General features: G+C 73.1%; 25 protein-coding genes and 2 tRNA genes. 11 read left to right on the forward strand and 16 right to left on the reverse strand.

Going from position 1 to position 25,797, the window contains the following annotated elements; translation table 11 throughout:
• Nucleotides 1-20: 20 nt before the first annotated feature.
• From J3R08_RS26450 to J3R08_RS26460, 3 genes are all read left to right on the forward strand, one after another.
• On the forward strand, nucleotides 21-1,019 hold the full coding sequence (locus tag J3R08_RS26450; protein ID WP_043328486.1) for an SDR family oxidoreductase: 999 nt from the start codon (nucleotides 21-23) through the stop codon (nucleotides 1,017-1,019).
• A gap of 56 nt (nucleotides 1,020-1,075) precedes the next feature.
• A complete protein-coding gene (locus J3R08_RS26455) occupies nucleotides 1,076-1,747 on the forward strand; it encodes an ATP-binding protein (protein ID WP_051611585.1) in 672 nt (223 codons plus the stop codon).
• Nucleotides 1,748-1,827: 80 nt separating this feature from the next.
• The gene (locus J3R08_RS26460) at nucleotides 1,828-2,400 is read left to right on the forward strand and encodes a DUF5709 domain-containing protein (RefSeq protein ID WP_043328485.1); all 573 of its coding nucleotides are present in this window, start codon (nucleotides 1,828-1,830) and stop codon (nucleotides 2,398-2,400) included.
• On the opposite strand, the gene J3R08_RS26465 is transcribed toward J3R08_RS26460, so the two are convergent.
• Nucleotides 2,401-3,033 (reverse strand): response regulator transcription factor, encoded by a 633-nt coding sequence (locus J3R08_RS26465; protein ID WP_176722742.1) that lies wholly within the window; start codon nucleotides 3,031-3,033, stop codon nucleotides 2,401-2,403.
• An 11-nt stretch (nucleotides 3,034-3,044) separates the two neighbouring features.
• Entirely contained in the window at nucleotides 3,045-4,166 is a 1,122-nt protein-coding gene (macS, locus tag J3R08_RS26470; RefSeq protein WP_064447892.1) for a MacS family sensor histidine kinase, read from the reverse strand.
• A 115-nt stretch (nucleotides 4,167-4,281) separates the two neighbouring features.
• Here macS and J3R08_RS26475 point away from each other — a divergent pair, with 115 nt between their 5' ends.
• Entirely contained in the window at nucleotides 4,282-4,737 is a 456-nt protein-coding gene (locus tag J3R08_RS26475) for an ATP-binding protein (RefSeq protein WP_043328481.1), read from the forward strand.
• Here the strand turns inward: J3R08_RS26475 and J3R08_RS26480 are convergent.
• Nucleotides 4,718-5,656, reverse strand: coding sequence for a ribose-phosphate pyrophosphokinase (locus tag J3R08_RS26480; protein ID WP_069087346.1), 939 nt, complete (start codon nucleotides 5,654-5,656; stop codon nucleotides 4,718-4,720). The two genes, J3R08_RS26475 and J3R08_RS26480, sit on opposite strands and share 20 nt — an antisense overlap.
• A 64-nt stretch (nucleotides 5,657-5,720) precedes the next feature.
• Between J3R08_RS26480 and glpK the strand changes: the two genes are divergently transcribed.
• Nucleotides 5,721-7,205 carry a glycerol kinase GlpK gene (gene glpK, locus J3R08_RS26485; protein WP_209963113.1) on the forward strand — a complete coding sequence of 495 codons (1,485 nt, stop codon included), beginning with the start codon at nucleotides 5,721-5,723 and terminating at the stop codon, nucleotides 7,203-7,205.
• Nucleotides 7,206-7,208: 3 nt separating this feature from the next.
• Here glpK and J3R08_RS26490 read toward each other — a convergent pair whose 3' ends face one another.
• A complete protein-coding gene (locus J3R08_RS26490) occupies nucleotides 7,209-8,042 on the reverse strand; it encodes a phosphoribosylaminoimidazolesuccinocarboxamide synthase (RefSeq protein ID WP_043328477.1) in 834 nt (277 codons plus the stop codon).
• Between the two features lie 124 nt (nucleotides 8,043-8,166).
• Here J3R08_RS26490 and J3R08_RS26495 point away from each other — a divergent pair, with 124 nt between their 5' ends.
• On the forward strand, nucleotides 8,167-9,492 hold the full coding sequence (locus tag J3R08_RS26495; protein WP_166457203.1) for an ABC transporter substrate-binding protein: 1,326 nt from the start codon (nucleotides 8,167-8,169) through the stop codon (nucleotides 9,490-9,492).
• Between the two features lie 115 nt (nucleotides 9,493-9,607).
• Here J3R08_RS26495 and J3R08_RS26500 read toward each other — a convergent pair whose 3' ends face one another.
• The 7 genes from J3R08_RS26500 to J3R08_RS26530 form a co-directional block, all read right to left on the reverse strand.
• Nucleotides 9,608-9,856 carry a hypothetical protein gene (locus tag J3R08_RS26500; protein ID WP_043328474.1) on the reverse strand — a complete coding sequence of 83 codons (249 nt, stop codon included), beginning with the start codon at nucleotides 9,854-9,856 and terminating at the stop codon, nucleotides 9,608-9,610.
• Between the two features lie 108 nt (nucleotides 9,857-9,964).
• Nucleotides 9,965-10,038, reverse strand: a tRNA-Met gene (locus J3R08_RS26505).
• Nucleotides 10,039-10,174: 136 nt separating this feature from the next.
• Nucleotides 10,175-10,248 (reverse strand) — tRNA-Met (locus J3R08_RS26510).
• Between the two features lie 50 nt (nucleotides 10,249-10,298).
• The gene (locus tag J3R08_RS26515) at nucleotides 10,299-11,228 is read right to left on the reverse strand and encodes a hypothetical protein (RefSeq protein WP_209963115.1); all 930 of its coding nucleotides are present in this window, start codon (nucleotides 11,226-11,228) and stop codon (nucleotides 10,299-10,301) included.
• Nucleotides 11,218-11,727, reverse strand: coding sequence for an RNA polymerase sigma factor (locus tag J3R08_RS26520; RefSeq protein ID WP_043328470.1), 510 nt, complete (start codon nucleotides 11,725-11,727; stop codon nucleotides 11,218-11,220). The genes J3R08_RS26515 and J3R08_RS26520 overlap by 11 nt, the downstream gene beginning before the upstream one ends.
• A 149-nt stretch (nucleotides 11,728-11,876) precedes the next feature.
• Nucleotides 11,877-14,873, reverse strand: coding sequence for a UPF0182 family protein (locus J3R08_RS26525; RefSeq protein WP_222949565.1), 2,997 nt, complete (start codon nucleotides 14,871-14,873; stop codon nucleotides 11,877-11,879).
• 127 nt (nucleotides 14,874-15,000) lie between these two features.
• Nucleotides 15,001-16,014, reverse strand: a complete 1,014-nt coding sequence (locus J3R08_RS26530) for a PDZ domain-containing protein (RefSeq protein WP_205798149.1) — start codon at nucleotides 16,012-16,014, stop codon at nucleotides 15,001-15,003.
• Nucleotides 16,015-16,129: 115 nt separating this feature from the next.
• Between J3R08_RS26530 and J3R08_RS26535 the strand changes: the two genes are divergently transcribed.
• On the forward strand, nucleotides 16,130-17,401 hold the full coding sequence (locus J3R08_RS26535) for a zinc-dependent metalloprotease (RefSeq protein WP_082931089.1): 1,272 nt from the start codon (nucleotides 16,130-16,132) through the stop codon (nucleotides 17,399-17,401).
• 202 nt (nucleotides 17,402-17,603) lie between these two features.
• Here J3R08_RS26535 and J3R08_RS26540 read toward each other — a convergent pair whose 3' ends face one another.
• Both J3R08_RS26540 and J3R08_RS26545 read right to left on the reverse strand, forming a co-directional pair.
• Complete coding sequence (locus J3R08_RS26540) at nucleotides 17,604-18,224, reverse strand: hypothetical protein (RefSeq protein ID WP_209963118.1); 621 nt, start codon at nucleotides 18,222-18,224, stop codon at nucleotides 17,604-17,606.
• 115 nt (nucleotides 18,225-18,339) lie between these two features.
• Complete coding sequence (locus J3R08_RS26545; protein WP_043328464.1) at nucleotides 18,340-18,861, reverse strand: M48 family metallopeptidase; 522 nt, start codon at nucleotides 18,859-18,861, stop codon at nucleotides 18,340-18,342.
• Between the two features lie 471 nt (nucleotides 18,862-19,332).
• Between J3R08_RS26545 and J3R08_RS32250 the strand changes: the two genes are divergently transcribed.
• From J3R08_RS32250 to J3R08_RS26560, 3 genes are all read left to right on the forward strand, one after another.
• Nucleotides 19,333-19,500 carry a DUF5679 domain-containing protein gene (locus tag J3R08_RS32250; protein WP_007464795.1) on the forward strand — a complete coding sequence of 56 codons (168 nt, stop codon included), beginning with the start codon at nucleotides 19,333-19,335 and terminating at the stop codon, nucleotides 19,498-19,500.
• Nucleotides 19,501-19,669: 169 nt separating this feature from the next.
• Nucleotides 19,670-20,782, forward strand: a complete 1,113-nt coding sequence (locus J3R08_RS26555; RefSeq protein WP_209963121.1) for a TOMM precursor leader peptide-binding protein — start codon at nucleotides 19,670-19,672, stop codon at nucleotides 20,780-20,782.
• A 10-nt stretch (nucleotides 20,783-20,792) separates the two neighbouring features.
• Nucleotides 20,793-22,139, forward strand: coding sequence for an AarF/ABC1/UbiB kinase family protein (locus J3R08_RS26560; RefSeq protein ID WP_030503671.1), 1,347 nt, complete (start codon nucleotides 20,793-20,795; stop codon nucleotides 22,137-22,139).
• A 317-nt stretch (nucleotides 22,140-22,456) separates the two neighbouring features.
• Here J3R08_RS26560 and J3R08_RS26565 read toward each other — a convergent pair whose 3' ends face one another.
• The 3 genes from J3R08_RS26565 to J3R08_RS26575 form a co-directional block, all read right to left on the reverse strand.
• Nucleotides 22,457-22,822, reverse strand: coding sequence for a WhiB family transcriptional regulator (locus J3R08_RS26565; RefSeq protein WP_030503670.1), 366 nt, complete (start codon nucleotides 22,820-22,822; stop codon nucleotides 22,457-22,459).
• A 131-nt stretch (nucleotides 22,823-22,953) separates the two neighbouring features.
• Nucleotides 22,954-23,208 (reverse strand): hypothetical protein, encoded by a 255-nt coding sequence (locus J3R08_RS26570; RefSeq protein WP_082931090.1) that lies wholly within the window; start codon nucleotides 23,206-23,208, stop codon nucleotides 22,954-22,956.
• Between the two features lie 129 nt (nucleotides 23,209-23,337).
• Nucleotides 23,338-25,461, reverse strand: a complete 2,124-nt coding sequence (locus tag J3R08_RS26575) for an ATP-dependent DNA helicase UvrD2 (RefSeq protein ID WP_043328460.1) — start codon at nucleotides 25,459-25,461, stop codon at nucleotides 23,338-23,340.
• Nucleotides 25,462-25,552: 91 nt separating this feature from the next.
• Between J3R08_RS26575 and J3R08_RS26580 the strand changes: the two genes are divergently transcribed.
• Complete coding sequence (locus J3R08_RS26580; protein WP_043328458.1) at nucleotides 25,553-25,795, forward strand: mycoredoxin; 243 nt, start codon at nucleotides 25,553-25,555, stop codon at nucleotides 25,793-25,795.
• The last annotated feature ends 2 nt before the right edge of the window (nucleotides 25,796-25,797 follow it).

The raw sequence follows: 25,797 nt of genomic DNA on the forward strand, positions 1-25,797 counted from the left end.
TCCGGGGGTACCGCCGGAGAATGCCGCTAACCCGCAGCCTCTCCGACGCCACGGTCGTCATCACCGGCGCCTCCAGCGGGATCGGCGCGGCGACCGCGTACGCGCTGGCCCAGCGGGGCGCCGACGTGGTGCTCGCCGCCCGGACCGGGTCGGCGCTGCGCCGGGTGGCGGCGAGCTGCCGGGAACTGGGCGGACGGGCCCTGGTGGTGCCCACCGACGTGACCGACCCGGAGGCGGTGGAGCAGCTCGCGGCGCGGGCGGTGGCCGAGTTCGGCCGGATCGACGCCTGGGTCAACAACGCGGCGGTCGGCACCGTGGGACTGTTCGACGAGATCCCGGTGGCCGAGTTCCGCCGGGTGGTGGACGTGAACCTGCTGGGGGCCGTGTACGGGACACGCGCGGCGCTGCCCTGGCTGACCGCCGCCGGTGGCGGGGTGCTGGTCAACAACGCCTCGGTGCTGGCCGAGGTGGCGATGCCGTACCAGTCGGCGTACAACGCCACGAAGCACGCGATCCGCGGCCTGGCCGACACGGTCCGGCAGGAGCTGCGGGTGACCGGGCGGGGCAACATCTCGATCTGCACGGTGCTGCCGGCCACCATCGACACGCCGTTCTTCCGGCACGCGGCCAACCACACCGGCCGGGAACTGACCCCGCCACCGCCGGTGTACCCGCCGGAGATGGTCGCCGAGACGATCGTGAAACTGCTGCGCCGGCCCCGGCGGGAGGCGTACGCGGGCGGCGCGGCCCGGCTGATCGGGCTCCAGTGGCGGCTCGCCCCGGCGCTGGCCGAGCGGGTGATGGGCTGGTACACCGCGCGCACCCAGTTCGGGCCCGGCGTACGCGCCGACTCCACCGGCGCCGTCTTCACCCCCGGCGCGGCGGCGGAGCGGACCGACGGCTGGTCCGGGCGGCGGGGTCAGTTGCTGCGGCTCACCGCGGCCGTCGGTCTGGCGGCCGGCACCGCTGTCGGCACGGCGGCGGCGATCAGCCGCCGGTCCCGGACGGGCCGGCCGTGAGTCCCGCCGACCGGACCGGTGCGCGGGCGGCGGCCGAGGTGCACAATGGGGCGATCATGCCGACGGATGCGCGTTGCCTGGTGGAGACCGACGATTCCTCCGCGAGAGTCCGGCTGACCGGCGTGCTCGACCGGGCCGAGGTGGAGGCCGTGCGGGACGCGCTGCTGGCCCGGCTGTGGCAGCGCCCCGGCCTGCTGCTCGTGGACCTGTCCGGGGTGCGTATCGCCGACCCGCTGGCCCGCGACGCGCTGGACGAGGTCTGCCGGGCGGTGTCCGACTGGCCGGCCAGCGAGATGCTGCTCGACCCGGACGCCACGCCGCCGGACCCGCCGCCGGACCCGCTCGGCGTCGAACTGCCCCCGGTGGTCGAGGCCGCGCGCGAGGCACGGTCGCTGGTCTCCGCCGGGTGCCTCCGGTGGGGCCTGCCGGAGCTGGTCGAACCGGCCTGCATCGCGGTCACCGAGATGGTCAACAACGTGGTGGCGCACGCGCTGACCCCGATGACGCTCCGGCTGGCGCCGCGCGGCAACGCGCTGCACGTGGCCGTCCGCGACCACTCGGCCGGGCAGCCCGCGTACGCGGGTCCGGCGGCGGCGGACGCGCTGGGCGGGCGCGGGCTGCTGCTCATCGACACGGTGGCCCGGCGCTGGGGCAGCACTCCGCTGCCCGACGGCAAGGTGGTGTGGTGCGTGCTGTACGTCGAGGACGAGGCGGCGGTCCGCAACTGAGGCGCCCTTTCGCCCTGTTGCTCCCGATCCACCCGGCCGGTTGCGGTTAGGGCGGGGAGCGCAGTGGGTAGTTCCCGAGCATGCGCGACGACGAGTACCCCACCCCCGTGTCCGATCCCGAGGCGGCGGGCCTGCCCGACACCGCCGACGACGACTCCACCGCCAACGACGACGTGCTGACCGGGCGCGAGGCGGACGGCCCCGAGCCGGCCCAGCTCCCCGGCGACCGCACGCCGGTCGCGGTGGACGAGTTCGGCACCACGGCGGAGGAGCAGCTCGACGGCGAGTCGCTGGACTACAAGCTCCAGCGCGAGCAGTACGAGCGTCCCGCCGACGACCCGCTGGCCGGCCCGGTCGACCCGGACATCGCCGCCGAGGCGGACAGCGAGGAGGCCGCCGCGCAGGCCCAGCTCGACGCCGACGTGATCGACCCGGGCCCGGTATCCGACCCGGACTCCCCCGTCTCCGTGTACGACCACGGTCAGCTCGGCACCGTCGCCGACCACCAGGTGGGCCGGCTGGTCGAGCCGGACGAGGGCGCGCACACCGACCAGGAGACCGACAACGTCGCCTACGACGCGGGCGCGGCCGGTGGCGGGGCCAGCGCGGAGGAGCTGGCGGTGCACGAGACCCGCCCGCCGGACGCCCGCTAGCTAGCCGTCCAGGCCCCGCTCGATGGCGTACCGGGTCAGCTCGACCCGGTTGTGCAACTGGAGCTTGCCCAGGGTGTTCTGCACGTGGTTCTGCACGGTCCGGTGGGACAGGCCCAGCCGGTCGGCGATCTGCTTGTAGGACAGCCCCTTGGCGACCAGGCGCAGCACCTCGGTCTCCCGCTCGGTGAGCCGGGGTGCGTCGTCGTCCGGGGCGGGCGGCGCCGCGGCCAGCCGCCGGTACTCCCCCAGCACCAGGCCGGCCAGGCCCGGCGTGAACACCGGCTCGCCGGCCGCCGTACGGCGCACCGCGTCCAGGAACTCCGCCGGGGCGGCCGACTTGACCAGGTAGCCGGTGGCGCCGGCCTTGACCGCGTCCAGCACGCCCTGCGGCTCGCCGCTGGCCGAGAGCATCAGCACCCGCACCTCGGGCAACGCCGCGCGCAGCCCCCGGATCACCTCGACGCCGGAGATGTCCGGCAGCTGGAGGTCGAGCACGACCAGGTCGGGGCGGGCCGCCGCGGCCACCCGTACCGCCTGCCGCCCCTCGCCGCTGGTCGCCACCACCTGGTGACCCGCCTCGGTGAGGTCGCGGGCCACGCCCTCGCGCCACATCGGGTGGTCGTCGACCACCATCACCCGGATGCTCACCCGCGGCTCCTCGGCACGATCAGCTCGATCTCGGTGCCGGCGCCCGGCGCGGACGCGATCCGCACCTCGCCGCCCAGGTCGGCCACCCGGCCCCGGATGGACTGCGCCACCCCGAGCCGCCCCTGCGCGGCGGCCTCCGCCAGCCGCCCGTCCGGGATGCCCGGCCCCTCGTCGCGTACCGAGACGGTCACCGTCTCCTCCTCGTCCTCGATCAGCACCCAGGCCCGGCCACCGGCGTGCCGGGCCACGTTGTCCAGCGCCGCGCCGACCGCCGCGCCCAGCTCACCGGCGGTCCGCGCGGGCAGCGGCACCGGGGTGGCGGGCGCGGACACCACGACGGTGGCCGAGGCGTACCTGTCGATCAGGTCGCGCAGGTCCTGCTCGGCCCCGGCCGGGTCCGGCGGCGCGCCCGCCCGGCCGATGAGCGCCCGCAGCGCGGCCTCCTGCTCGCCGGCCAGCCGGGCCAGCTCGGCCGCCTCGCCGTCCAGGTCCGCGCCGCGCCGCCGGACCAGCGCGAGCACCTGGAGCACGGAGTCGTGGATGTCGCGGGCCAGCCGCTCCCGTTCCCGGGTCGCCGCCTCCAGTTCCACCGCCCGCTGCAACCGCTCCTCCGCCTGCACCGCCAGCCGCGCCACGTGCCCGACCACCACACCGGCGAGCAACATCAGGATCGCCCCGGTCAGCGCGGACGGGCTGATCCGGTCCCGGGTGGCGAGGTCGGCGCCGCCGAGCACCAGCGCGGCCACCGCGCCGCGCCGCCGCCCGCCGGAGACCGCCCAGGCGAGCACCGGCCCGGCCAGCCAGGCGGCGGTCAGCATCGGCACGCCGGCGGCGAGCGCCGCGCGCCCGACCACCCAGGGCGTGACCAGGATGATCGCCAGCACCACGCCGAGGTCGGCCAGCAGCAGCGGCCAGCGCCGCCCGGCCGGGCGGCCGTAGCCGGCCGCCGTCACGCCGCTCCAGGCCAGCATCGCCAGCAGGACGCCGCCCGCGGCGACCGGGTGCGCGTAGCGGTCCGCGTCGCGCAGCACGACCAGCCCGACGTACGCGAGCGCGGCGAACCGGAACACCGCGATGGAGCGCCAGAACGGGCCCTCGAGGCCGGAGGACGACGGCATGTGCGTCACCCTGTCACAGCCGGTCGAGGGGACCCCGGCCGGTGCGGCCTGAGAAACCCTGACGTACGGTTGAAATGCCGCGAAAGTCGTCGAGAGCCATCGTCGGGACGGGGTCATGACAGACGCAGAACTCCCCGCACCGCGTACGGTTGTGCCCATCGAACCTTCCCTCCTTCTCGCCACGGCCTTCGGTCAGGCGCAGGTGACCGAGCTGCGGCACTCGGTGACCTCCTGCGCGCAGGACTCCGGCCTGTCCGGTCAACGGCTGGACGACTTCGTGCTGGCGGTCAACGAGCTGATCACCAACGCGGTGCGGCACGGCGGCGGGCAGGGCTGGTTGCGACTCTGGCAGCGCGACGGCGAGCTGGTCTGCCAGGTCGCCGACCACGGGCCCGGGATCAGCGAGCGGCGGCTGCGCGACCGTGACCGGCCGGCGCCGGACACCGCCGGCGGCTGGGGCCTCTGGCTGGCCCGGGAGCTGAGCGACACGATGGAGGTGGAGACCGGCGACGCCGGCACCGTCGTCCGGATCACCGCCGCGCTCGCCACCGTCAGGCGAACAGGGCGCTGACCGACTCCCCGTTGTGGATCCGCCGCATCGCCTCGGCCAGAGCCGGCGCCACCGACAGCACCTCCAGCTTCGGCACCCGCTTCTCCGCCGGGATCGGCACGGTGTTGGTGCAGACGATCTCCAGTACGCCCTCCTGCCCGCTGAGCCGCTCCAGCGCCCCGCTGGAGAACAGGCCGTGCGTACAGGCCAGCCGGATCGAACGGACCCGCCGCTCGCGCAGGTGCGAGATCAGCTCGATCACGGTGCTGCCCTTGGCGATCTCGTCGTCCAGCACGATCACGTCCCGGTCCGTCACGTCGCCGATGATCGTGCTGATCTGCACCCGGTCGTCGCTGAAGCGCTGCTTCGCGCCGGCCGCCACCGGCGTACCCAGCATCCGGGCGAACGCGGCGGCCTCCTTGGCGTTGCCCAGGTCCGGCGAGACCACCACCGCGTTGCCCAGGTCGTGCCCCTTGAAGTGGGCGGCCAGCTCCCGCAGCGCGTGCAGGTGGTCCACCGGGACGCTGAAGAAGCCGTGCACCTGCGGCGAGTGCAGCGTCATGGCCAGCACCCGGTGCGCGCCGGCGGAGGTGAGCAGGTCGGCGACGAGTCGGCCGCCGATGGAGATGCGCGGCGCGTCCTTCTTGTCCGACCGGGCGTACGCGTAGTGCGGCAGCACCACTGTGATCCGGGCGGCCGACGCGCCCCGGGCCGCGTCGATCATGAGCAGCAGCTCGACCAGGTGCTCCTGCACCGGCGGCACCAGCGGCTGGATGAGGAAGACGTCGCGCTCCCGGCAGTTCGCCTGCAACTGCACCTCCAGGCAGTCGTTGGCGAACCGGGACACCCGCACCGGATGCAACGGGACGTGGAGGTGGGCGCAGATCTCGGCGGCGAGGACCGGATGGGCCGACCCGCTGAACACGGCAATGTCACGCACGTCTGATGATCGTACGGGCCGCCGGGAGGAGACGGTGGACACTCGCGGCGGGTACGGTGCTGCCGTGACCGCAGAGTTCGTCGCCGCCATCGACCAGGGCACCACGTCGTCGCGCTGCATCGTCTTCGACCGGGCCGGCGAGATCGTCGCCGTGGCCCAGCGCGAGCACCGGCAGATCTTCCCCCGGCCGGGCTGGGTGGAGCACGACGCCGAGGAGATCTGGACGAACGTCGAGCACGTGGTCCGCGAGGCGCTGGCCAGCGCCGACATCGGCACCGAGTCGCTGGCCGCGGTGGGCATCACGAACCAGCGGGAGACCACTGTGGTGTGGGACCGGGAGACCGGCCGCCCGGTGGCGAACGCGATCGTCTGGCAGGACACCCGCACCGGCCCGCTGCTGCGGGAGCTGACCGAGACGTACGACCAGGAGCGGCTGCGGGCCCGCACCGGCCTGACCCCGGCCACCTACTTCGCCGGGCCGAAGCTGCGCTGGCTGCTCGACCACGTCGACGGGCTGCGCGAGCGGGCCGAGCGCGGCGAGGTGCTGTTCGGCACCATGGACAGCTGGCTGATCTGGAAGCTGACCGGCCGGCACGTCACCGACGTGACGAACGCCAGCCGCACCATGCTGATGGACCTGGAGACGCTCGACTGGGACCCGGAGCTGCTCGACGCGCTGCGCGTCCCGGCCGCCGTGCTGCCCGAGATCCGCAGCTCGGCCGAGGTGTACGGCACCGCGCAGGGGGTGCTGGCCGGGGTGCCGGTGGCGAGCGCGCTCGGCGACCAGCAGGCCGCGTTGTTCGGGCAGACCTGCTTCCAGCCCGGCGAGGCCAAGTGCACCTACGGCACCGGCAGCTTCCTGCTGCTCAACACCGGGGCCAGCCCGGTGCCGTCGCGGCACGGCCTGCTCACCACCGTGGCGTACCGGATCGAGGGCCAGCCCGCTGTGTACGCGCTGGAGGGCGCCATCGCGGTCACCGGCTCGCTGGTGCAGTGGCTGCGCGACAATCTCGGCCTGATCTCCTCCGCCCCGCAGGTCGAGGAGCTGGCCCGCACCGTCGACGACAACGGCGGCTGCTACGTGGTGCCGGCCTTCTCCGGCCTGTTCGCCCCGCACTGGCGCAGCGACGCCCGGGGCGTGATCGCCGGGCTGACCGGCTACATCACCAAGGGGCATCTGGCCCGCGCGGTGCTGGAGGCGTCCGCGTTCCAGACCCGCGAGGTGGTCGACGCGATGAACGCCGACTCCGACGTGGCTCTGCGCCGGCTGCGGGTCGACGGCGGGATGACCGGCAACGAGCTGCTCATGCAGTTCCTCGCCGATGTGCTGGCCGTGCCGGTCGTACGGTCCCGGATCACCGAGACGACGTGTCTCGGCGCCGCGTACGCCGCCGGCCTGGCCGTCGGGTTCTGGCCGGACCTGGCCACGCTGCGCGAGAAGTGGCGTTCGGACGCGCAGTGGGAGTCGACGATGGACCCGGCGCACCGGGAGCGTGAGCTGCGCCAGTGGCACAAGGCGGTCGAGCGCACGCTCGACTGGGCCGAGTGAGCGTCAGTCCCAGCGGTTGCCGGTGAGTTTCTCGTACACCTCGACGTAGCGGGCCCGGGTCGCCTCGATCACCTCGGCCGGCACCTCGGGCGCGGGCGGCTGCTTGTCCCAGCCGCTGGACGTGGCCCAGTCCCGCACGTACTGCTTGTCGTAGGAGAACTGGGCGCGGCCCGGCTGGTACGACTCGGCCGGCCAGAACCGGGACGAGTCGGAGGTGAGCACCTCGTCGCCGAGAACCAGCGTGCCGTCCGCCGCCCAGCCCAGCTCCAGCTTCGTGTCCGCGATCAGGATGCCCCGCTCGGCGGCGATCTCCGCGCCGCGCCGGTAGACGTCGATGGTGATCTGCCGCAGCCGCTCCGCGACCTCCGGGCCGACCTTGTCGACCACCTGCTCGTACGTGATCGGCTCGTCGTGCTCGCCCTTCGGCGCCTTCGTCGACGGCGTGAAGATCGGCTCGGGCAGGATCGACGCCTCGACCAGGCCGCGCGGCAGCGGCACCCCGGAGACCGAGCCGGTGCGCTGGTACTCGGCGAAGCCGCCGCCGGTCAGGTAGCCCCGGGCCACGCACTCGACCGGCACCATGTCCAGCCGGCGGCAGCGGATCGCCCGGCCGGCGAACTCCGCCGGCACGTCCGTCGCCGAGATCACGTGGTTCGGCACCAGGTCGGACAGCTGCTCGAACCACCACAGCGACAGCGCGGTGAGCAGGCGGCCCTTGTCCGGGATCGGGGTCGGCAGCACCACGTCGTAGATGGAGACGCGGTCGGTGGCGACCAGGATCAGGTCCTCGCCGTCGGCGTAGACGTCCCGGACCTTGCCCGAATGCAGAAGTTCCACGGCGCTAGTACACCATGACCGGCGGGGGCCGCCCGGCGCGCCCACCGGAGGTCCCGCCCGGCGTTGACACCCCGCCGTAGGGGCCGGTGAAATGATCCGTCCACCGACGTTCGGAGAGAGATCCGTGCCCGCTGCGCAGTCCGTACCCCGTCCCGGCCTGGACCGGCGACGGCTTCTCGGCGCGCTCGCCGGGCTGCCGCTGCTCGGCGGCGGGCTGCCGGCACTGGCCGGGTGCAGCCCGGAGGAGGCTGCCGTCGACGACGGCCCGGTCGAGCTGTCGGTGTTCTGGTGGGGCGGCGACCGGCGGGCGGCGGCCACCGAGCAGGCGCTGCGCCTGTACTCGCAGCAGAACCCCCGGGTCAGCTTCCGGGTCACCTGGCAGGGGTTGAGCGGCTACTACGACCGGCTGGCCACCCAGGCCACCGGCGGCAACCCGCCGGACCTGTTCCAGATCGACGACACGCTGCTCGCCGAGTACGCCGGCCGGGACATCCTGCTCGACCTCAGCCCGTACGCCGCCGACGGGCGGATCGACCTGCGCGAGGTGCCGGCGCAGCTGGCCCGCTACGGCCAGGTGGACGAGCGGACCGTGGGCGTGGCGGCCGCGCAGACCAGCGCGGCGCTGGTGTTCAACCGCGCGCTGCTGCGCCGGCTGGGCCAGCCCGAGCCGCGCACCGGGATGTCCTGGAAGGAATACGTCGCCTGGGCCGCCCGCGTGACCCGCGCCTCCGGCAACCGGGTGGCCGGCACCATGGACGCCTCCGGCGACTACCGGGCGCTCTGGCTGTGGCTGCGCGGCCAGGGCAGCGAGATGTACCGGGGGCGGCAGCTCGGTTTCAGCTCGGCCGAGCTGCTCGACTGGTTCGAGTTCTGGGAGGTGGCCCGCTTCGGCCGGGCCACCCCGAGCGCCGCGCTGGTCGAGCAGGCGGACAGCGGCGAGCTGGCCCGCCAGCTCGTGGTCACCGGGCACACCGCGGCCTCGTTCGCCTGGTCGCACCAGTTGCCGGAGCTGCAACGCCTGACCGACGACGAGCTGGCGGCGGTGGCCTTTCCGGGCACGCCCGCCGCCCAGTGGCCCCGGGCGTCGATGTACTGGGCCGGCTTCCAGGGCACCCGCCACCCGGAGGTGGTGGCGAACGTGATCGACTTCCTGACCACGAACGTGGCGGCCGGCCGGCTCCTCGGCGTGGAGCGCGGCCTCAACGCCAGCAAGCAGGTGCGCTCGTTCGTCGCCGGCGAGCTGACCGACCGGTCCGAGAAGCGCATGGCCGCGCTCGGCGCCGAACTGGACGGGCTGGCCGGTCCGTCACCCGCGCCGCCGCCCAAGGGACACGCCAAGGTCCGCACCCTGCTGATCGACGCGGCCGAGAGCATCCGCGGCAAGCGCTCCGGCGCCCGCACCGCCACCTCGCGCTTCATGGCCCAAGCCAACGCCGCCCTGGCGAGCTGACCCGCCCGCCGCGCCCGACCGACCGCCCTGCCCGGTGATCATGAGGTTGGCGGCGACAAATCGGACGCGGCGCACCGCCAACTTCATGATCAGCCGGGGCGGGCGGGCCCGGGGGTCAGCGCGGGGGGCGGTTGCGGCGTCCGCGTGTGAGCAGCAGCACCAGCAGGACGATGCCGCCGACCACCACGAGGCAGCAGAGCAGGCCGAGGAAGCCGAACCCGCCGCGGCCGCGCCGGCGCGCCGCCTCCACCACGATCTCGCCGGTGCCCGACGACGCCCAGGCCGCGACCGGCACGAACACCGAGAGCACGACCGTACCGAGGACCGCGCCCAGGCGGCCCCACCACTTGTTCCATGCAGACATGCCCCCCATCCTCGCCGAGACCCGCAACCGGGGCACGGCGGATGAGGGCGGATGTCGCCGGACACGGCGAAGGGCCCCGGAAAGAATTCCGGGGCCCTTCGTCACGAGTAGCGGGGACAGGATTTGAACCTGCGACCTCTGGGTTATGAGCCCAGCGAGCTACCGAGCTGCTCCACCCCGCGTCGGCTCGTAAAGCTTATCGCACTCCGATCCCGGAGATCAGCCGGGTCCCCGATCCTGCCGCCGGCCCGCGCGGACCGGCGGCAGGCGGAAACGGCGAAGGGCCCCGGAGAGAACTCCGGGGCCCTTCGTCACGAGTAGCGGGGACAGGATTTGAACCTGCGACCTCTGGGTTATGAGCCCAGCGAGCTACCGAGCTGCTCCACCCCGCGTCGGCTCGACAACCGTAGCGCACCGACCCGGGGAGGCGCAAAACGGGTACTCACTCCAGCCACCGCCGGACCGCCTCGACCGCCCGGCGGCTGTCCGCGTCGAACTGGGCGCGCTCGGTCGAGGTGCTCTCCCAGCCCTGCTCCCACAGCAGCGACACCACGTCACCGACGCGGACCGCCCGGATCAGGTGCACCTCGTCGCCGCCGCTCGGATCGCCGTTCGCGTCCCGGTACGGCGTCCGCGTCTCGAACAGCACCGACTCGTCGCCGTACCCGCTGTCGGGCAGCAGACGCTGCCGCACCGTCACCGGCGGCGTACCCCGGGCGGGCTGCTCGGGGCAGGCCCGCACCGCCGCGCGCAGCTCGGCCAGCGCGGCGCCGGCGCCGCCGGACCGGTAGATCGTGATGCTGTGCCGGTAGTTGCCCGACGGCACCTCGTCGGCCGAGGCCCCGGCCCGCCGGTACGGCAGCGACCGGGCCCGCCGCGCCACCACCCGCTCGTCGCCGGGGCTCGCGCCGCAGAGCACCGGCAGCACCGGCCCCGGGCCGAAGTAGTTGCCGGTACCGGCGTCGTTCGCGGCGGGCAGCACGAAGAACGCCCGGTCCGGGATCGTGGTCGGGGTCGCCGCGGCCGGAGGCGTGGTGGTCACGGCCGGGCTCCGCGAGCCGGGGGTACGGCCGACGGACGGCGACGGCGGGGGCGGCGACGACGGCACGACCGAAGGCGCGACGGACGACGGCCGCGGGGTGGGCGTACCCGCGGGCGGTGGAGCCGGGTCGGGGCCCGGCCCGGCGGCGAGCACCAGCTGGCTGCCGGCCACCGTGCCCGCGACCAGCCCGGCGGCGGCCAGGACGGTCAGCGCGGCCCGGCGGCGGGCCCAGCGGTCGGCGCTGCGGCGCAGCCGGTCCGGCGCCGGCAGCACCCGCTCGTCCGTGTCGGCGGCGAGGGACCGGTAGTAGCGGTGCAGTTCAGGCGACATCGTTGACCTCCAGCTCCTCGGCGGCGACGCCGGGCAACAGCTCGGCCAGCCGGGCCCGTCCCCGGGACAGCCAGGACTTCACAGTGCCGGCGGGAACCCCGGCCTCCCGGGCGATCTCCTCCACCGGCAGGTCGAACAGGTAGTGCAGGGCGAGCGCCTGCCGGTGCCGGGGCGGAAGCTGCCGCAGCGCCCCGACCAGCAGCACGGTGTCCTCGCCCGGCGGCCCGACGTCGGGCGGCGGCCCGGTGCGGCTGGCCGCGAGGCGCCACCCGCGCAGCCGCCGGAACCGGTCGGCCGCCAGCCGGCTGATCACCAGCCGCAGCCACGCCTCCGGAGCGGGATGGGCGGCGAGCTTCGCCCACTGCCGCCAGGCCCGCGCGTACGCCTCCTGCACGAGGTCCTGGGCCTCGGCCGGGTCGCCGGCCACCGCGTATCCGTACCGGATGGCCCGCCCCGACGTGCTGCGGTAGAAGTCGTCGAAGCTGTTCGCGTCCCGCATGTGCCCTCCCGCCCCCACACGTCCACCTGCACTGTTGACGGCGCAGTGCGGTCCGGGGTTGCGGGCGGGGAGTCCGGAAGACGACACGAGCCCGGGGTCCGGGTGACCGTTGCGGTCCCGGACCACGGGCTCGTGGTGTCGGCTCGGCGTCAGCCGCTCGGCGTGGGCGCGGGCGACGTGGGCGCCGGCGGTGAGGCGCTGCCCGACGGCGCCGGGTTGCCCGAGCCGCCGGCCGCGGACTGTGCCTGCTGGAACGCGCTCATCGCCTCGTCCAGCGCCTTCAGCGCGCGCCCGTACCGCTCGAAGTCGCCGGACGCCTGCGCGGCCTTGACCTCGCTGATCGCGGTCTGCACCCGGGCCGCCGCCTGGGCCAGTTCGCCGGTCGCCGGCGGGGTGTTGTTGTCACCCCCGGTCGGCGTCGGCGTCGGCGTCGGCGTCTCGTTGTCGTCGGTGCTCGGCGGCGGGTTGTTGTTCGGCGCCCGCTTGCCCTGTTCGACGAGCTGCTTGATGCCGTCGTTGAGGTTGTTGGCGAGCACCACGTACGAGCCGCCGTCACCGTAGGAGAGCAGCACCTTCTGCAGCAGCGGGTACGCGTCCTGGTTGCTGCTCTTCACGTAGACCGGCTCGACGTAGAGCATGCCGTCGGCGAACGGCAGCGAGAGCAGGTTGCCGTACTGCACCTGGGCCTGGTTCGAGGAGAGCAGGTTGAGCTGCTGCCGGATGTCGCCGTTGTTCGTCATCTGCTGGTGCACCTGCGTCGGCCCGGAGATCCGGGTCTGGTCCGGCAGCTCCAGCACCTCCAGCTGTGGCTTGCCGTCGACGTACGAGCCGGAGACCAGCGCGGCGAGGTTCTGCCGCCCGTTCGGAGTGACCGCGGAGGTCAGCTGGAAGCGTGGCCCCTCCTGCCCGGGGAACTGGGTGAAGAGGTAGTACGGCGGCTGCTTCTGCCCGCTGTCCGGCGCGTCCGGCACGTTCGGCACCTGCCAGAAGTCCTGGCCGGAGTAGAAGTCGCCGGGGTCGGTGACGTGGAACTTGGTGAGCAGGTTGCGCTGCACCTTGAACATGTCCGCCGGGTAGCGGAAGTGCTCGGCCAGCTCGGCCGGGATGTCGCCCTTGGGCAGCACCAGGTCACCGCCGAACGCCTTGTTCCACGCCTTGAGGACCGGGTCGGTGTCGTCGTACGAGTAGAGCTTGACCGTGCCGTCGTAGGCGTCGACAGTCGCCTTCACCGAGTTGCGGATGTAGTTGACGTTCTCCCGGGCGAGCTGGAACGTGCCCCGGCCGGTCAGCTCGTCGGCGGTCTCCGCCTGGAGGTTGACCCGCTCGGCGTACGGGTAGGTCGCCGCCGTGGTGTAGCCGTCGATGATCCACAGGACCCGGCCGTTCACGACCGCCGGGTACGGGTCGCCGTCGAGCGTGAGGAACGGGGCGACCTTCTCCACCCGGTCACGCGGGTTGCGCACGTAGAGCAGCTTCGAGTTCTCGTTGACCGCCTCGGAGAGCAGGAAGTTCGGCTCCTGCTCCTTGATCGAGTAGAGCAGGCGGCGCGGGAACGAACCGATCTTGACGCCACCCTCGCCGCTGTAGGTGTAGTACTGCTCGCCACCGGTGGAGGTGGGCCGGTCGAACTCGACGTTGCGGTCGCCGTTCTGGCCGACGATCGCGTAGTCCCCGGGCTCCATCCGCTCGCCGTAGTAGATCCGCGGCTGCTGGGCCGGGATCTCCTCGGCCGGCGAGGAACACGCCTCCTGCGCCTTCTCACCCAGGAAGCCGGAGACGAAGTACGGCTGACCGCCGCAGACCACCTGGTTCGCCGGGGCGGCCACCAGGCCGTACCCGTGGGTGTAGACGGTGTGGCGGTTGATCCAGTTGCTCTGCTGGTCGGTCAGCTCGCCGTAGTTGATCTCACGGACGCCGACCACGTAGTCGGAGGTCTTGTCCTTGACCGAGTACCTGTCGATGTCCAGCTTCGAGCCGAAGTCGTAGAAGCCACGTACCTGCTGGAGCTGGGTGTACGTCTCGGAGACCAGCTGCGGGTCGAGCAGCCGGATGTTCTGCACCACCGAGGTGTCGGTGGCCAGGCTGGCGGGTGGAACGAGGTTGCTCGCCGCGTACGGTGTGGTCTTCGTGCCCTCGAGGCCGAACGCGGTGCGGGTGGCCTTGATGCTGCGTTCGATGTACGGCGCTTCCTTGTCCCGGGCGCTCGGCTTGACCTCGAACGTCTGCACGGCCCACGGGTAGATGCCGCCGATCGCGACCGCGGAGACGCCGAGCAGGGCGAGCGAGATGCCCGGCCAGACCAGGTTCCGCATGACCGCGTTGGAGAACACGATGATCGCCAGCGCCACCAGGACGGAGATCCAGGCGAGGATCTCCTTCGCCGGCAGCAGCGCGTTGACGTCGGCGTAGCCGGCGCCGTAGAGCTTGGCGCTGTCGTTGTACTCCAGCAGCATGGCCCGCCGGTCCAGCACGTACGCGACGGCCTTGAGCAGCACGAAGAACGCGACCAGCGAGCTGAGGTGGGCGCGGGCGGCGTTCGTCATCCGGTCGCCGACGCCCTGCAGCCGCACCCCGCCGAAGATGTAGTGCACGGCGAGCGCGCCGAGCAGGGACAGCACGACGGCGGTGAAGCCGACGCCGAGCAGGTAGCGCCAGAACGGGAGCTGGAAGACGTAGAAGCCGACGTCGATGCCGAACTCGGGGTCCTTCACGCCGAAGTCGCCGCCGTTGCGGAACAGCAGCCACTGGCTCCACCGGCTCTGCGCGGACAGGCCGGCGAACAGTCCGACGACGGCGGCGGCGAGCGCGATCCAGGTGCCGAGGCGAGGGCTCAGGAGCATCCGGTAGCGCTCCAGCGTGGCCTGCTCGGCCGAGTGCGGGCGCATCCGGGGTCGCAGCCGGTAGGCGAGCCAGAGGTTGCCGGCCACGATCAGCGCCATGCCGACGCCGACCACCAGGAACAGCAGCAGCCGGGTGGCGAGCACGCCGGTGAAGACCTGGGTGTAGCGGACCTCGTTGAACCAGAGCCAGTCCGTCCATGCGTTGACGCCCCAGCCGAGCAGGGTGAACAAGACGAACACCCCGATCAGGACACCGATGGTGACGCGTCCGCGTCGGCTCATCCTCGGCAAGGGACTGCTACGCATGACCACTGTTGGCTCCGCACGCTCGATGTGATCGGCTCCGACCAGGCACCAAGAGTACGGGGTCATCCTGAGCACGTCGGGTCAAGGTCACGTCACGATCGGCACAGCAGTCGTGGTCCCGGCCGGTTCAGCAGCGCGTCGGCTGCCCCCCGGTACGCAGCGCCTCGAGTGCCTTCAATGCCTCGTCCAGCGTGGCGACCTTCAGCATCGGCAGGCCCGGCTGCGGGTTGCGGACGGCCTCGGCGCAGTTGTCGGCGGGCACCAGGAACGCGTTCGCGCCGGCCTCCTTGGCGCCGACGAGCTTCTGCGCGATACCGCCGATCGGGCCGACGCGGCCCTCGTCGTCGATGGTGCCGGTACCGGCGATGATCTTGCCGCCGGTCAGGTCGGCCGGCTCCAGCTTGTCGATGATGCCGAGCGAGAACATCAGCCCGGCGCTCGGCCCGCCGATGTCCCCCAGGTCGATCTTGAGGGTGAACGGGTGCGGCTGCTGCTGGTCGATCTCCACGCCGATCCGCGGCCGGCCGTCCTGCTCCTGGCTGGTCACCGTGGCCGTGCCGGGGGTGTCGCCGCGGGTGTAGCCGATCCGCAGCGCGGTGCCGGCCGGCTTCGACCGGATCAGCTCGGTCAGCTTGGCCGCGCTCGTCACCGGCACCCCGTCGACCGAGGTGAGCACGTCGTCGGGGCGCAGCACGTCGGCCGACGGCCCGCCCGCCGTGACCGCCTTGACCAGCACCTTGATCGGGTAGCCCAGCTCACGCAGGGCCGCCGTCTCGGCGCTGGTCTGCGAGTTCTGGAAGTCCTCCGCGTTGCGCTTCTCGACCTCCTCCTGCGACTGCCCCGGCGGGTAGACCAGCTCGCGCGGCACCACCGCCTCGTCCGAGGAGAACCATCCGGCCAGCGCCGACCGGAGCCGCACCGTCGGCTGCACGCCGACCGTGGTGAGCCGGAGCTGACCGGCGGACGTCGACGTCGCGCGGCCGGTCACCTGGATGACCTCCTTGCCGTCCTCGCTGCCCAGCGTGTTCACCGTCGGACCCGGGCCGAGCACCACGTACGGCAGCGGCACGCTCAGCACACCGACGCTGAGCAGTGCGGTGAGCAGGGCACCGAGCAGGACGGTCACGCCGCGACGTCTCATGCGCCAGAGCGTACCGATCCGCGCCCCGCCGCCCGGCGCGGTGACCCGAGGACTTCGCCCTCAGCGCAACGCCGAGTGGCACGACCTGCGGCGGGGCGCGCGTACCGTAGACGTCGTGCCTGATATTCCGTTCGGTTTCGCGCTCCCGGGTGGTCAACCACCGGACCCCAACGATCCCGCGGCGATGCAGCAGTTCATGTCGCAGTTGCAGCACCTGCTCTCGGCGCCGGGCAGCGGGCCGGTCAACTGGGACCTCGCCCGGCAGGTAGCCGCCAGCCAGCTCGCCGCCGCCGGCGACCCGGCGGTGTCGCCGTTCGAACGCAACGCGGTCGAGGAGGCGCTGCGCATCGCCGACCTCTGGCTGGAGCCGGCGACCTCGTGGCCCTCCGGCATCCGCACCTCGGTCGCCTGGAACCGCAACGAGTGGATCTTCAAGACGCTCGACGTGTGGCGCAAGCTCTGCGACCCGGTCGCCAGCCGGATGGTCGGCGCGATGGGCGACCTGGTGCCGCCGGAGGCCCGCGCCCAGCTCGGCCCGATGCAGTCGATGGTCGCCACGCTGGGCGGCGCGCTCTTCGGCGGCCAGCTCGGCCAGGCGCTCGGCTCGCTCGCCGCCGAGGTGCTCTCCGCCGGCGACATCGGCCTGCCGCTCGGCCCCGCCGGCACCGCCGCGCTCGTCCCCGCCAACATCAAGGCGTACGGCGAGGGCCTGGAGCTGCCCGAGGACGAGGTACGCCTCTACGTGGCCCTGCGCGAGGCCGCCCACCAGCGGCTGTTCCAGCACGTGCCGTGGCTGCGCGGGCACGTGCTGACCGCGGTGGAGAACTACGCCGCGGGCATCCGGGTCAACCGGGAGGCGATCGAGGAGGCGATGGGCCGGGTCGACCCGACCGACCCGGAGTCGATGCAGGCGATCGCGCTGGAGGGCATCTTCACGCCCGAGGACACTCCCGCGCAGAAGGCGTCGCTGGCCCGGCTGGAGACCGTACTCGCCCTGGTCGAGGGCTGGGTCTGCCACGTCGTCGACAGCGCCGCCGGTGACCGCCTCCCCAACGTCGTACGCCTCGGCGAGGCGTTCCGCCGCCGCCGCGCCGCGGGTGGCCCGGCCGAGCAGACGTTCGCCGCGCTCGTCGGTCTCGAACTGCGGCCCCGTCGGCTGCGCGAGGCCACTGTGCTGTGGGCGGCGCTGACCGAGCACCGCGGCATCGCCGGCCGGGACGCGATCTGGGGCCACCCGGACCTGCTGCCCTCCGACGACGACTTCGCCGCGCCGGAGGCGTTCGCCACGACCAGCACCGATCTCGACGACGAGCTGGCGAACTTCGACTTCTCCGCGCCGGGCGCCCCGGAGGAGAAGTCCCCCGGCGAGGACGACGACAAGCGCTGACGCAGTACACCCCCGGGCCCGCCCCGGGCCCGCCCCGGGCCCGCCCCGGCCCGGCCCGGCCCGGCCCGGCCCGTCGATCTTGGAGTTGTGGCGCCCAGGATGCCCGGGTAGCGACGTTTGTCAGGCACCACAACTCCAAGATCGGCGGAGTGGCCGGATGCGCGGAGTGGCCGGATGCGCGGCTAGGCAGTAGGGACAGGGGTCAGACGGGGCGGCCGGACAGCAGGGCCCGGGTGGCCTCCCAGCCCTCGACGGCCGGGTCGAGCGCGGCCAGGTCGGCGGGACCGCGCATCCGGCGCCAGCCGGCGGTGACCGCCAAGTCCCCCGGGCTCGGCGCGGCCCGGCGCACCTCGGCCGGCGCGGTCGTGTCCAGGTCCAGCGCCGGCAACCACGCCGGTACGGGCAGTCGAGCAGCCACTCCCAGCAGCCCGGTTCCGCCTCCCTCGACCGGGGCCACCGCCACCGGCCGGGTGGTCAGCGGCCGCAGCAGCTTGCCGAGCGTCAGCCCCGGCACGTCCGGCGCGTCCGCCGCCACCACTGCCACCTGGTCGTAGACCGCCTCCGGGCCGGCAGCGGCGAGCGTCGCGAACACCGCGTTCGGCGTCGGCTCCGGCACCTCGTACACCGGGGTGCCGGGCCAGACCACGGCGTCGGCCAGCCAGCGGTCCCGCGCGGCGACCGCGACGGCGGTCTCCACCTCGTTCAGCGTGACCAGCAGGTCCACCACGTCCTCGGCGAGGGCGGTACGCCATCGCGCCGGCTCGATTCCGGGCGGCGTCCAGGTCACCGGGCCGAGCAACGCCACCACCACACGTCGGGACACCCGCCGACCTTAACCCCACCCCACACGCGATCATGAAGTTGACGGTGACGAAACGGACGGATCACCAGGTCAACTTCATGATCGACCGCGCGGGCGCCAGAGGGCGGGGGCGCGGTCAGGGGATGGCGGCGGTGGCGGCCACGCCCTCCAGGTAGCCGCGCGCCCGCTCCGAGCGCGGGTACCGGGCGACCAGCGCCCAGAACTCGGCGTTGTGACTGGGCACGATGAGGTGCGTCAGCTCGTGCAGGAGGACGTAGTCGATCACCCAGTCGGGCATGTCCTGGATCCGGTGCGAGATCCGGATGGTGCGGTCGGCGGGGGTGCAGGAGCCCCAGCGGCCGTTCTGGTTGGTCACCCAGCGCACGCTCGCGGGAACGGCGGCCGAGCCGTACTCGGGAAGGTAGCTGTCGATCAGGCGGCGGGCGCGGGCGAGCAGTTCGGCGTCCGAGCGGGCGAGCCGGCCCTCGCGGGCGGCGAGCCGGGCCAGCATCCGGTCGACCCACTCGCTCTCCTCGGCCCGGGAGAACTGATCGGGGATCAGCACGACGACGCGCTCCCCGTCCCGGTACGCGGACACCGTGCGCCGCCGGCGCTGACTGCGCCGTACCTCGACGACGGGCTTCCGCGTCACGGCCATTACCGGCCCGCGCAGCCTCGGTTGACTGTCACGATGGAAAGCTAATGCGTACTGACCAGGACTCCGCAAGAGTCAACACGACGACACGCGCCCGGAAAATGGCGGTTGATTGTCAGGAGTCCAGAAAAAATTCTTTGCGCTGGTAGATGACCATCACCAACCGACCCTCTGCAACGTTAAGTGATCTACGGTGAGTGACCGGCGTCAGGGGCACACGAAGGGGATCTGGGCGCTTTTACCCGGCGTGTCCGCGCGAAACTGACTTATCCGACGTAACTCGGCATGCACACTCTCGACGTCGACTAGCTCACAGAGTCGGCGTACAGCTGACATGGAACCGCCCAGACCTGGGTAGGGTCCGCCAACCACGGTCAGGTGACTGATCGCGGAGAACCCCCCGGCGCCGACGTCGCGTTCGGCCGCAGGGAGACCGCCGGGACAACCTCCGGCGGACGAGACGAGGAGGCTACCGTGGCCGACCAGGCCCAGACCTACAACGGTTACTGCGTCAAGTGCAAGGAGAAGCGGGACTTCGAGGGGCACGTGGAGGTCTCGAAGACCGGCATGAACATGGCCAAGGGCAAGTGCCCGGTGTGCGGCACAACAGTGAACCGCATCCTGGGCAAGGCCAAGGTCTGACCGCTCCACGGGGAGGGCGGCCCTCGGCCGCCCTCCCCGTCGGGTAACCGACACAGTTACCCGCCAGTTGTGGAAAACCGGCGAGATCCTGTGGACAAGGCTGGCCACGGCTCGCCGCACCTGTGGACAACGAACGACGGAGCGCTTGGAGACGGTCACTATCGGTGCCGTGACCGATCCGACACCGCTCGTCCGTCCGATCCTGCTGCCCGGCCTGACCCGGCTCTGGCGCGACCGCCATACGCTCCAACTCGGTGAGCTGCCCGGCCGGGCGGTGCTGCTGGAGATGTCCTCGCCGGGCACGGCCCGCCTGCTCGACCTGCTCGACGGCACCCGCAGCGAACGCGCCGTGCTGGCCGAGGCCGGCGCCGCCCGGGTGCCGCCCGACGAGGCACGCGCGCTGCTCGACACGCTCCGCAACGCCGGCCTGGTGGTGCCCGCGCAGGCCCTGTTCCCCCGTGACCTCGCCGGCGCGGTCCGGACCCGGTTGGCAGCCGAGGCCGCCGCGCTGGCGCTTACCTGCCCCGACCTGCCCGGCACACCGGCCCGGCTGCTGCGCCGCCGCCGGTCCGCCCGGGTGCTGGTCACCGGCACGGGACGACTCGGCGCGGCGGTCGCCGTCGCGCTGGCCCAGGCCGGCGTCGGGCACGTCGTACCCGATCTGGCCGGCCCGGTCGGCGCCGGCGACCTGGTCGGGACCGGCCTGACCGCCGCGGAGCTGGGCCGGCCGCTGGGCCCGGCGGTACGCGCGGCGCTGGAGCGGTGCGCGCCGGGCACTGCCACGACCCCGATCCGGGCGGCCCGGCCGGACCTGGTGGTGCAGCTCGGCGTGGACCGGCCGGCCGAGCTGCTGGCCACCGGGTACGCCCGCCGACGCCAGCCCCACCTGCTGCTCGACCTGCGCGGCGGCGTACCCGTGATCGGCCCGCTGGTCCGCCCACCCGTCGGTCCGTGCCTGCGCTGCCTCGACCTGCACCGCGGCGACCGGGACCCGGACTGGCCGGCGCTCGCCGCCCAGCTCGCCGCCGACCGGGGCGAGCGGGCCTGCGCCGCCACCACCCGGCTCGCCGCCGCCGCGTTCGCCACGGCCGAGGCGCTGGCCCAGCTCGACGGCGGCCACCCGGAGACGCTCGGCGGCGCGGTGGAGGTCGCAGCCCCGGGCCGGGTGCGTCACCGACGGTGGCCGCCGCACCCCTCCTGTGGCTGCTGCCGGCGTCGCCCGATCCGGTCGGCCCCGGCCGCTCCCGGCCGCACGGCAGCATCGAGGGCCCCGAGTCGGTAACAATGGCCGGGTGACCGACATCCCGCGCCGGGCCGTGTCCCGCACCGCCAAACTCGCCGCCCTGCCGCTCGGATTCGCCGGTCGAACCGTCCTCGGCATGGGCAAGCGGGTGACCGGGCTCGCGTCCGACGTCATCTCCGCCGAGATCCAGCAGCGCACCGCCGAGCAGCTGTTCAGCGTGCTCGGGCAGCTCAAGGGCGGGGCGATGAAGTTCGGCCAGGCCCTGTCGGTGTTCGAGGCGGCGCTGCCCGAGGAGGTGGCCGCACCCTACCGGCAGGCGCTCACCAAGCTCCAGGAGGCCGCCCCGCCGCTGCCGGCGGCGACGGTGCACAAGGTGCTCGCCGAGCAGCTCGGCCCGGACTGGCGCGACCGGTTCGTCGAGTTCAACGACACCCCGGCCGCGGCGGCCAGCATCGGCCAGGTGCACCGCGCCCTCTGGCGCGACCCCGGGTACGGCCCGAACGGCGGCCCGCAGCACCGGGACGTGGCCGTGAAGATCCAGTACCCGGGCGCAGGTGACGCCCTGCTCGCCGACCTCAAGCAGCTCTCCCGGCTCGGCGGCATGTTCCGGGCGATCCAGCCGGGGCTGGACGTGAAGCCGCTCCTGGCCGAACTGCGCGAGCGCATCACCGAGGAGCTGGACTACGAACTGGAGGCGGAGTCGCAGCGCGCGTTCGCCGCCGCGTACGCCGACGACCCGGACATCTTCATCCCGGAGGTGCTCGACGCCGCGCCCCGGGTGCTGATCACCGAGTGGGTCGAGGGCATCCCGCTGTCCCAGATCATCCGGGAGGGCACCGAGGAGCAGCGCGACGAGGCCGGCCGGCTGATGGCCGAGCTGCACCTGTCCGCGCCGGAGCGGGCCGGGTTGCTGCACGCCGACCCGCACCCGGGCAACTTCCGGCTGCTGCCGGACGGGCGGCTCGGTGTGATCGACTTCGGCGCGGTGGCCCGGATGCCGCAGGGCACGCCGGAGCCGATCGGCCGGATCGCGGCGCTCGCGCTGAACGGCGACGCCGACGCCGTGGTGGAGGGGCTGCGTGCCGAGGGCTTCGTCAGCCGCACCGAGTCGATCGACGCCCCGGCGGTGCTCGACTTCCTGCGTCCGATGCTGGAGCCGATCGCGGCCGACGAGTTCCGCTTCACCCGGGCCTGGCTGCGCGCCGAGGCGACCCGGCTGGCCAGTCCCCGCTCCCCCGCGTACCAGCTCAGCCGCCAGCTCAACCTGCCCCCGTCGTATCTGATGATCCATCGGGTCACGCTGGGTTCGATCGGCGTGCTCTGCCAGCTGGAGGCGAAGGCGTCCTACCGGTCGATCCTGGAACGCTGGCTGCCCGGCTTCGCGCCGGTGCCCTGAGCACCGGCTGGGCACGGAGCAGGCGAAGGGGCGGTGACCAGCAGGTCACCGCCCCTTCCTCACGCGATCGTTCTACAGGACGCCCAGGTCGCGTGCCGACTGGCTGCGACTCCGCATGGCGACGGTACGGGCGGAACGGGTTGCCTCAGTGCTCGTGGTGGTGCGACCGGCCTGAGGCCGGCGCATTCGGGCCCTGGACAACGCTTCGTGGAGTAGTTGCATCTCGAATCCGTTCGGCAGGTTCAGCATCAGAATTTCTCTCTCAGGTCGGCCGGTGGAGGGACACCGGCATCGGTCGGTTTCGGAACGTAGGTGTGTCAGGCTGCCAGCCGGACGGCGCTACGCGACTCGGACAGCCCGCTGGCCGCCAGTCGCGCCTCCGCCTCGACCCGGAGCTGCGCGTCGCGGGCGAGGTCCTCCTTGCGCGGACGGCCACGGGGCCGCTTGCGCGGGACGACCGCGCCACGCTCGAAGATCTCGCCGCCCCAGACGCCCCAGGGCTCGGCTCGCTCGACCGCCCCGGCCAGGCACTCGACGCGCAGCGGGCAGTCCCCGCAGAGCGACTTGGCCAGCTCGAGCTCGGCGGGCGAGTCGGAGAACCACAGGTCGGGGTCGAACTTCCGGCAGGGCAGGTTCGCCTCCACGTCGACGCTCACGTCGAGGGGGGCCAACGCCAGACTCATCCTCCGGTCACCTCTCTCTCACTTCGATCTCGTGGATCGCATTCCGACGTACTTCGGCGGGACAAAAAACTGAGGCCGCGGATCCCGGTATGCGGGTTCCGCGGCCTCGAGGTGAGCCGGCGTCTGATGGATCAGACCGGTCTACCTCGAGGTGGAACGCCGCGGACATCCGTGCGCTTCTTGGCGCCATCGATGCCCTTGCCCGCGAAGCCACTGGTCCCCTCGACTCCGGCGATCGGCGCAACGGTCAGGTTCAGCTCGGCCTGAACCTGGACCTGGTGCACCTGCGGAGCCGACGGTCGAGCGGCGAGGGCCACCCGGACAGCCGACAGCGGAGCGACGGCAGACGGCATCGCCGCGAGACGCTCATAGTTGAAGATCTTCACTGGTGCCACCTCCCTACTCTCCTCGTGCCGACCGTGGACTCATCCCCGTTGAGCAGCCAGAACAGCGCCGCTCGCGAGGTGTGTCATGAGGCTATTCCTCGCCCTCGGGCGAGGGCAAACGATTTACGGCTAGTTTTCAGAAGTTTTCTGTGAGCAGACCTCGTCCACCGTGGCGCCCGCCACCAGGGCGAGGACCGTATCACCGTAAAGCCCGACTTTTCGGGGCCCGATCCCGGCGATCGCCACCAGTTCCTCGGTGCGACCGGGCTTCCGTTCGGCCAGCGCGGTGAGCGTGGCGTCGGTGAAGACCACGTACGCCGGCACCTTCTGCGCTCCCGCGACCCGCTGCCGCCAATCGCGCAGCCGCTCGTACAGCTCCTCGTCGATGTCCGACGGGCAGGTCGGGCAGCGGCCCAGTTTGCGGTCCGCGCCGGCGAGCAGCGTCGCGCCGCAGATCCGGCACGAGACCACCTGCGGCCGGCGCCGCTCGGCCCGCCGCGCCGGTCCGCCGCCGCCGGCCCGCTCGCCGCCGCCGGAGCGGTCGAGCTGCGGCAGGAAGCGCGACGGCCGCCGGGCCCGCCCACCCGGCGAGCGCGCCGTGGCGTACGACAGCCAGAGCCACTCCCGGGCCCGGGTGATCCCGACGTAGAGCAGCCGCCGTTCCTCCTCGACCTGCTCCATGGTCTTCGCGTACGTGGTGGGCAGCGTGCCCTCGGCCAGCCCGACCAGGAACACCGCGTCCCACTCCAGCCCCTTCGCCGAGTGCAGCGACGCGAGCGTAACCCCCTCGACGGTGGGCACGTGCTGCTGGGCGGCCCGCCGGGCCAGTTCCTCGGTGAACCCGGTCAGCCCCGGCTCCGCCTCGGCGTCGGCGGCGTACTCCTCGGCGAGCTGGACCAGCGCGGCGAGCGCCTCCCACCGCTCGCGCGCGGCGCCGCCGGGCGGGGGCGCGTCGGGCGCCCAGCCGACCGCCGAGAGCCCTTCGACCACGGCGGCCGGCAGCGGCGTGTCGACGGACGCCGACCGGGTGGCGGCGCGCAGCGCGATCATCGCCTGGCGCACCTCGGGCCGTTCGAAGAACCGCTCCGCGCCCTGGAGCACGTACGGCACGCCGGCCTCGGAAAGCGCCTTCTCGTACGCCTCGGACTGCGCGTTGGTGCGGAACAGCACAGCGATCTCCCGCGCCGGGGTGCCGCCCGCGACCAGCGCCCGGCAGCGGGCGGCGACCGCGTTCGCCTCGGCCGGCTCGTCGGTGAAGATCCGCAGTTCCGGCTCCGGACCGGGCCGGCGCTGGCCGTGCAGCTCCAGCCGCAGCCGCGCCTCGGTGCCCCGCGCCTGGGAGATCACCGCGTTGGCCAGCCCGACCACCTGCGGGGTGGAGCGGTAGTCGCGGACCAGCCGGACCACTGTCGCGCCCCGGTGCAGCCGGGGGAAGTCGACCAGGTACGACGAGGTCGCGCCGGTGAACGAGTAGATCGTCTGGCTGGCGTCGCCGACCACTGTCAGGTCGTCCCGGCCACCCAGCCACGCCTCCAGCAGCCGCTGCTGGAGCGGGTTGACGTCCTGGTACTCGTCGACCACGAAGTGCCGGTACTGATTGCGCACCTGCTCGGCGACGTCCGGATGCTCCTCGATGCCCCAGACCGCGGCGCGCAGCATGTCCTCGAAGTCGATCACCCCGTTGCCGCGCTTGAGCCGCTCGTACGCGTCGAACACGTCGGCCACCCGGGCCGGCTCGTACGGCGTCTCGCGCAGCGCCTTGGCCGCGGCGACCACGTACTCCCCCGGCTCGACCAGCGACGACTTGGCCCATTCGATCTCGGCGGCGAGGTCGCGCGCGGCGGCCCGGTCGGCGCGCAGCCCGACCTTGGCGGCGGCGAGCGTGACCACCCGCACCTTGCTGTCCAGCAGCTCCGGCATGGCCCGCCCGGCCAGCAGCCGGGGCGCGAAGTAGCGGACCTGCCGCAGCGCCGCCGCGTGGAACGTGCGCGCCTGCACCCCCTGCACGCCGAGCACGGTGAGGCGGCTGCGCATCTCGGCCGCGGCGCGGGCGGTGAACGTGACCGCCAGCACGTGCCGGCCGGCGATGTCGCCGGTCAGCGCCCGGTACGCGATCCGCGACGTCACCGCCCGCGTCTTGCCGGTGCCGGCGCCGGCCAGGATGCAGACCGGCCCGGCCGGGGCGGTCACCGCGGACCGCTGCTCCGGATCCAGCCCGGCCAGCACCCGTTCCGCACCTGAGTGAACGCCCACAGCAGGGAATCATCCCAGCATCGTGTGACGTTGCAGCGGTTAGCCTGGCCTGATCGGACCGGGCGCGAGCCACCCCTTGGAGGACCAGACCATGCTGACGATGTATTCCACCCCGTGGTGCGGCTACTGCCACCGGCTGAAGTCGCAGCTCGACCGGGAGGGCATCGCGTACGAGGTGGTCGACATCGAGCAGGACCCCGCGGCCGCGGACTTCGTGATGAGCGTCAACGGCGGCAACCAGACCGTCCCGACGCTGCGCTTCGCCGACGGCAGCGCCCTGACCAACCCCTCGATCAACCAGGTCAAGCAGCACCTGGCCGCGCTGCCCGGCTGATC

Source organism: Micromonospora sp. HB375 (genome assembly GCF_017872985.1).
In the GTDB taxonomy this organism is placed as follows: domain Bacteria; phylum Actinomycetota; class Actinomycetes; order Mycobacteriales; family Micromonosporaceae; genus Micromonospora; species Micromonospora chalcea.

Excerpts from the sequence above, each read along its gene's own strand:
- J3R08_RS26450 (WP_043328486.1), top strand. The coding sequence starts at position 21 with ATGCCGCTAACCCGCAGCCTCTCCGACGCCACGGTCGTCATCACCGGC.
- J3R08_RS26455 (WP_051611585.1), top strand. The coding sequence starts at position 1,076 with ATGCCGACGGATGCGCGTTGCCTGGTGGAGACCGACGATTCCTCCGCG.
- J3R08_RS26460 (WP_043328485.1), top strand. The coding sequence starts at position 1,828 with ATGCGCGACGACGAGTACCCCACCCCCGTGTCCGATCCCGAGGCGGCG.
- J3R08_RS26465 (WP_176722742.1), bottom strand. The coding sequence starts at position 3,033 with ATGGTGGTCGACGACCACCCGATGTGGCGCGAGGGCGTGGCCCGCGAC.
- macS (WP_064447892.1), bottom strand. The coding sequence starts at position 4,166 with ATGCCGTCGTCCTCCGGCCTCGAGGGCCCGTTCTGGCGCTCCATCGCG.
- J3R08_RS26475 (WP_043328481.1), top strand. The coding sequence starts at position 4,282 with ATGACAGACGCAGAACTCCCCGCACCGCGTACGGTTGTGCCCATCGAA.
- J3R08_RS26500 (WP_043328474.1), bottom strand. The coding sequence starts at position 9,856 with ATGTCTGCATGGAACAAGTGGTGGGGCCGCCTGGGCGCGGTCCTCGGT.
- J3R08_RS26515 (WP_209963115.1), bottom strand. The coding sequence starts at position 11,228 with ATGTCGCCTGAACTGCACCGCTACTACCGGTCCCTCGCCGCCGACACG.
- J3R08_RS26520 (WP_043328470.1), bottom strand. The coding sequence starts at position 11,727 with ATGCGGGACGCGAACAGCTTCGACGACTTCTACCGCAGCACGTCGGGG.
- J3R08_RS26525 (WP_222949565.1), bottom strand. The coding sequence starts at position 14,873 with ATGCGTAGCAGTCCCTTGCCGAGGATGAGCCGACGCGGACGCGTCACC.
- J3R08_RS26530 (WP_205798149.1), bottom strand. The coding sequence starts at position 16,014 with ATGAGACGTCGCGGCGTGACCGTCCTGCTCGGTGCCCTGCTCACCGCA.
- J3R08_RS26545 (WP_043328464.1), bottom strand. The coding sequence starts at position 18,861 with ATGGCCGTGACGCGGAAGCCCGTCGTCGAGGTACGGCGCAGTCAGCGC.
- J3R08_RS26565 (WP_030503670.1), bottom strand. The coding sequence starts at position 22,822 with ATGAGTCTGGCGTTGGCCCCCCTCGACGTGAGCGTCGACGTGGAGGCG.
- J3R08_RS26580 (WP_043328458.1), top strand. The coding sequence starts at position 25,553 with ATGCTGACGATGTATTCCACCCCGTGGTGCGGCTACTGCCACCGGCTG.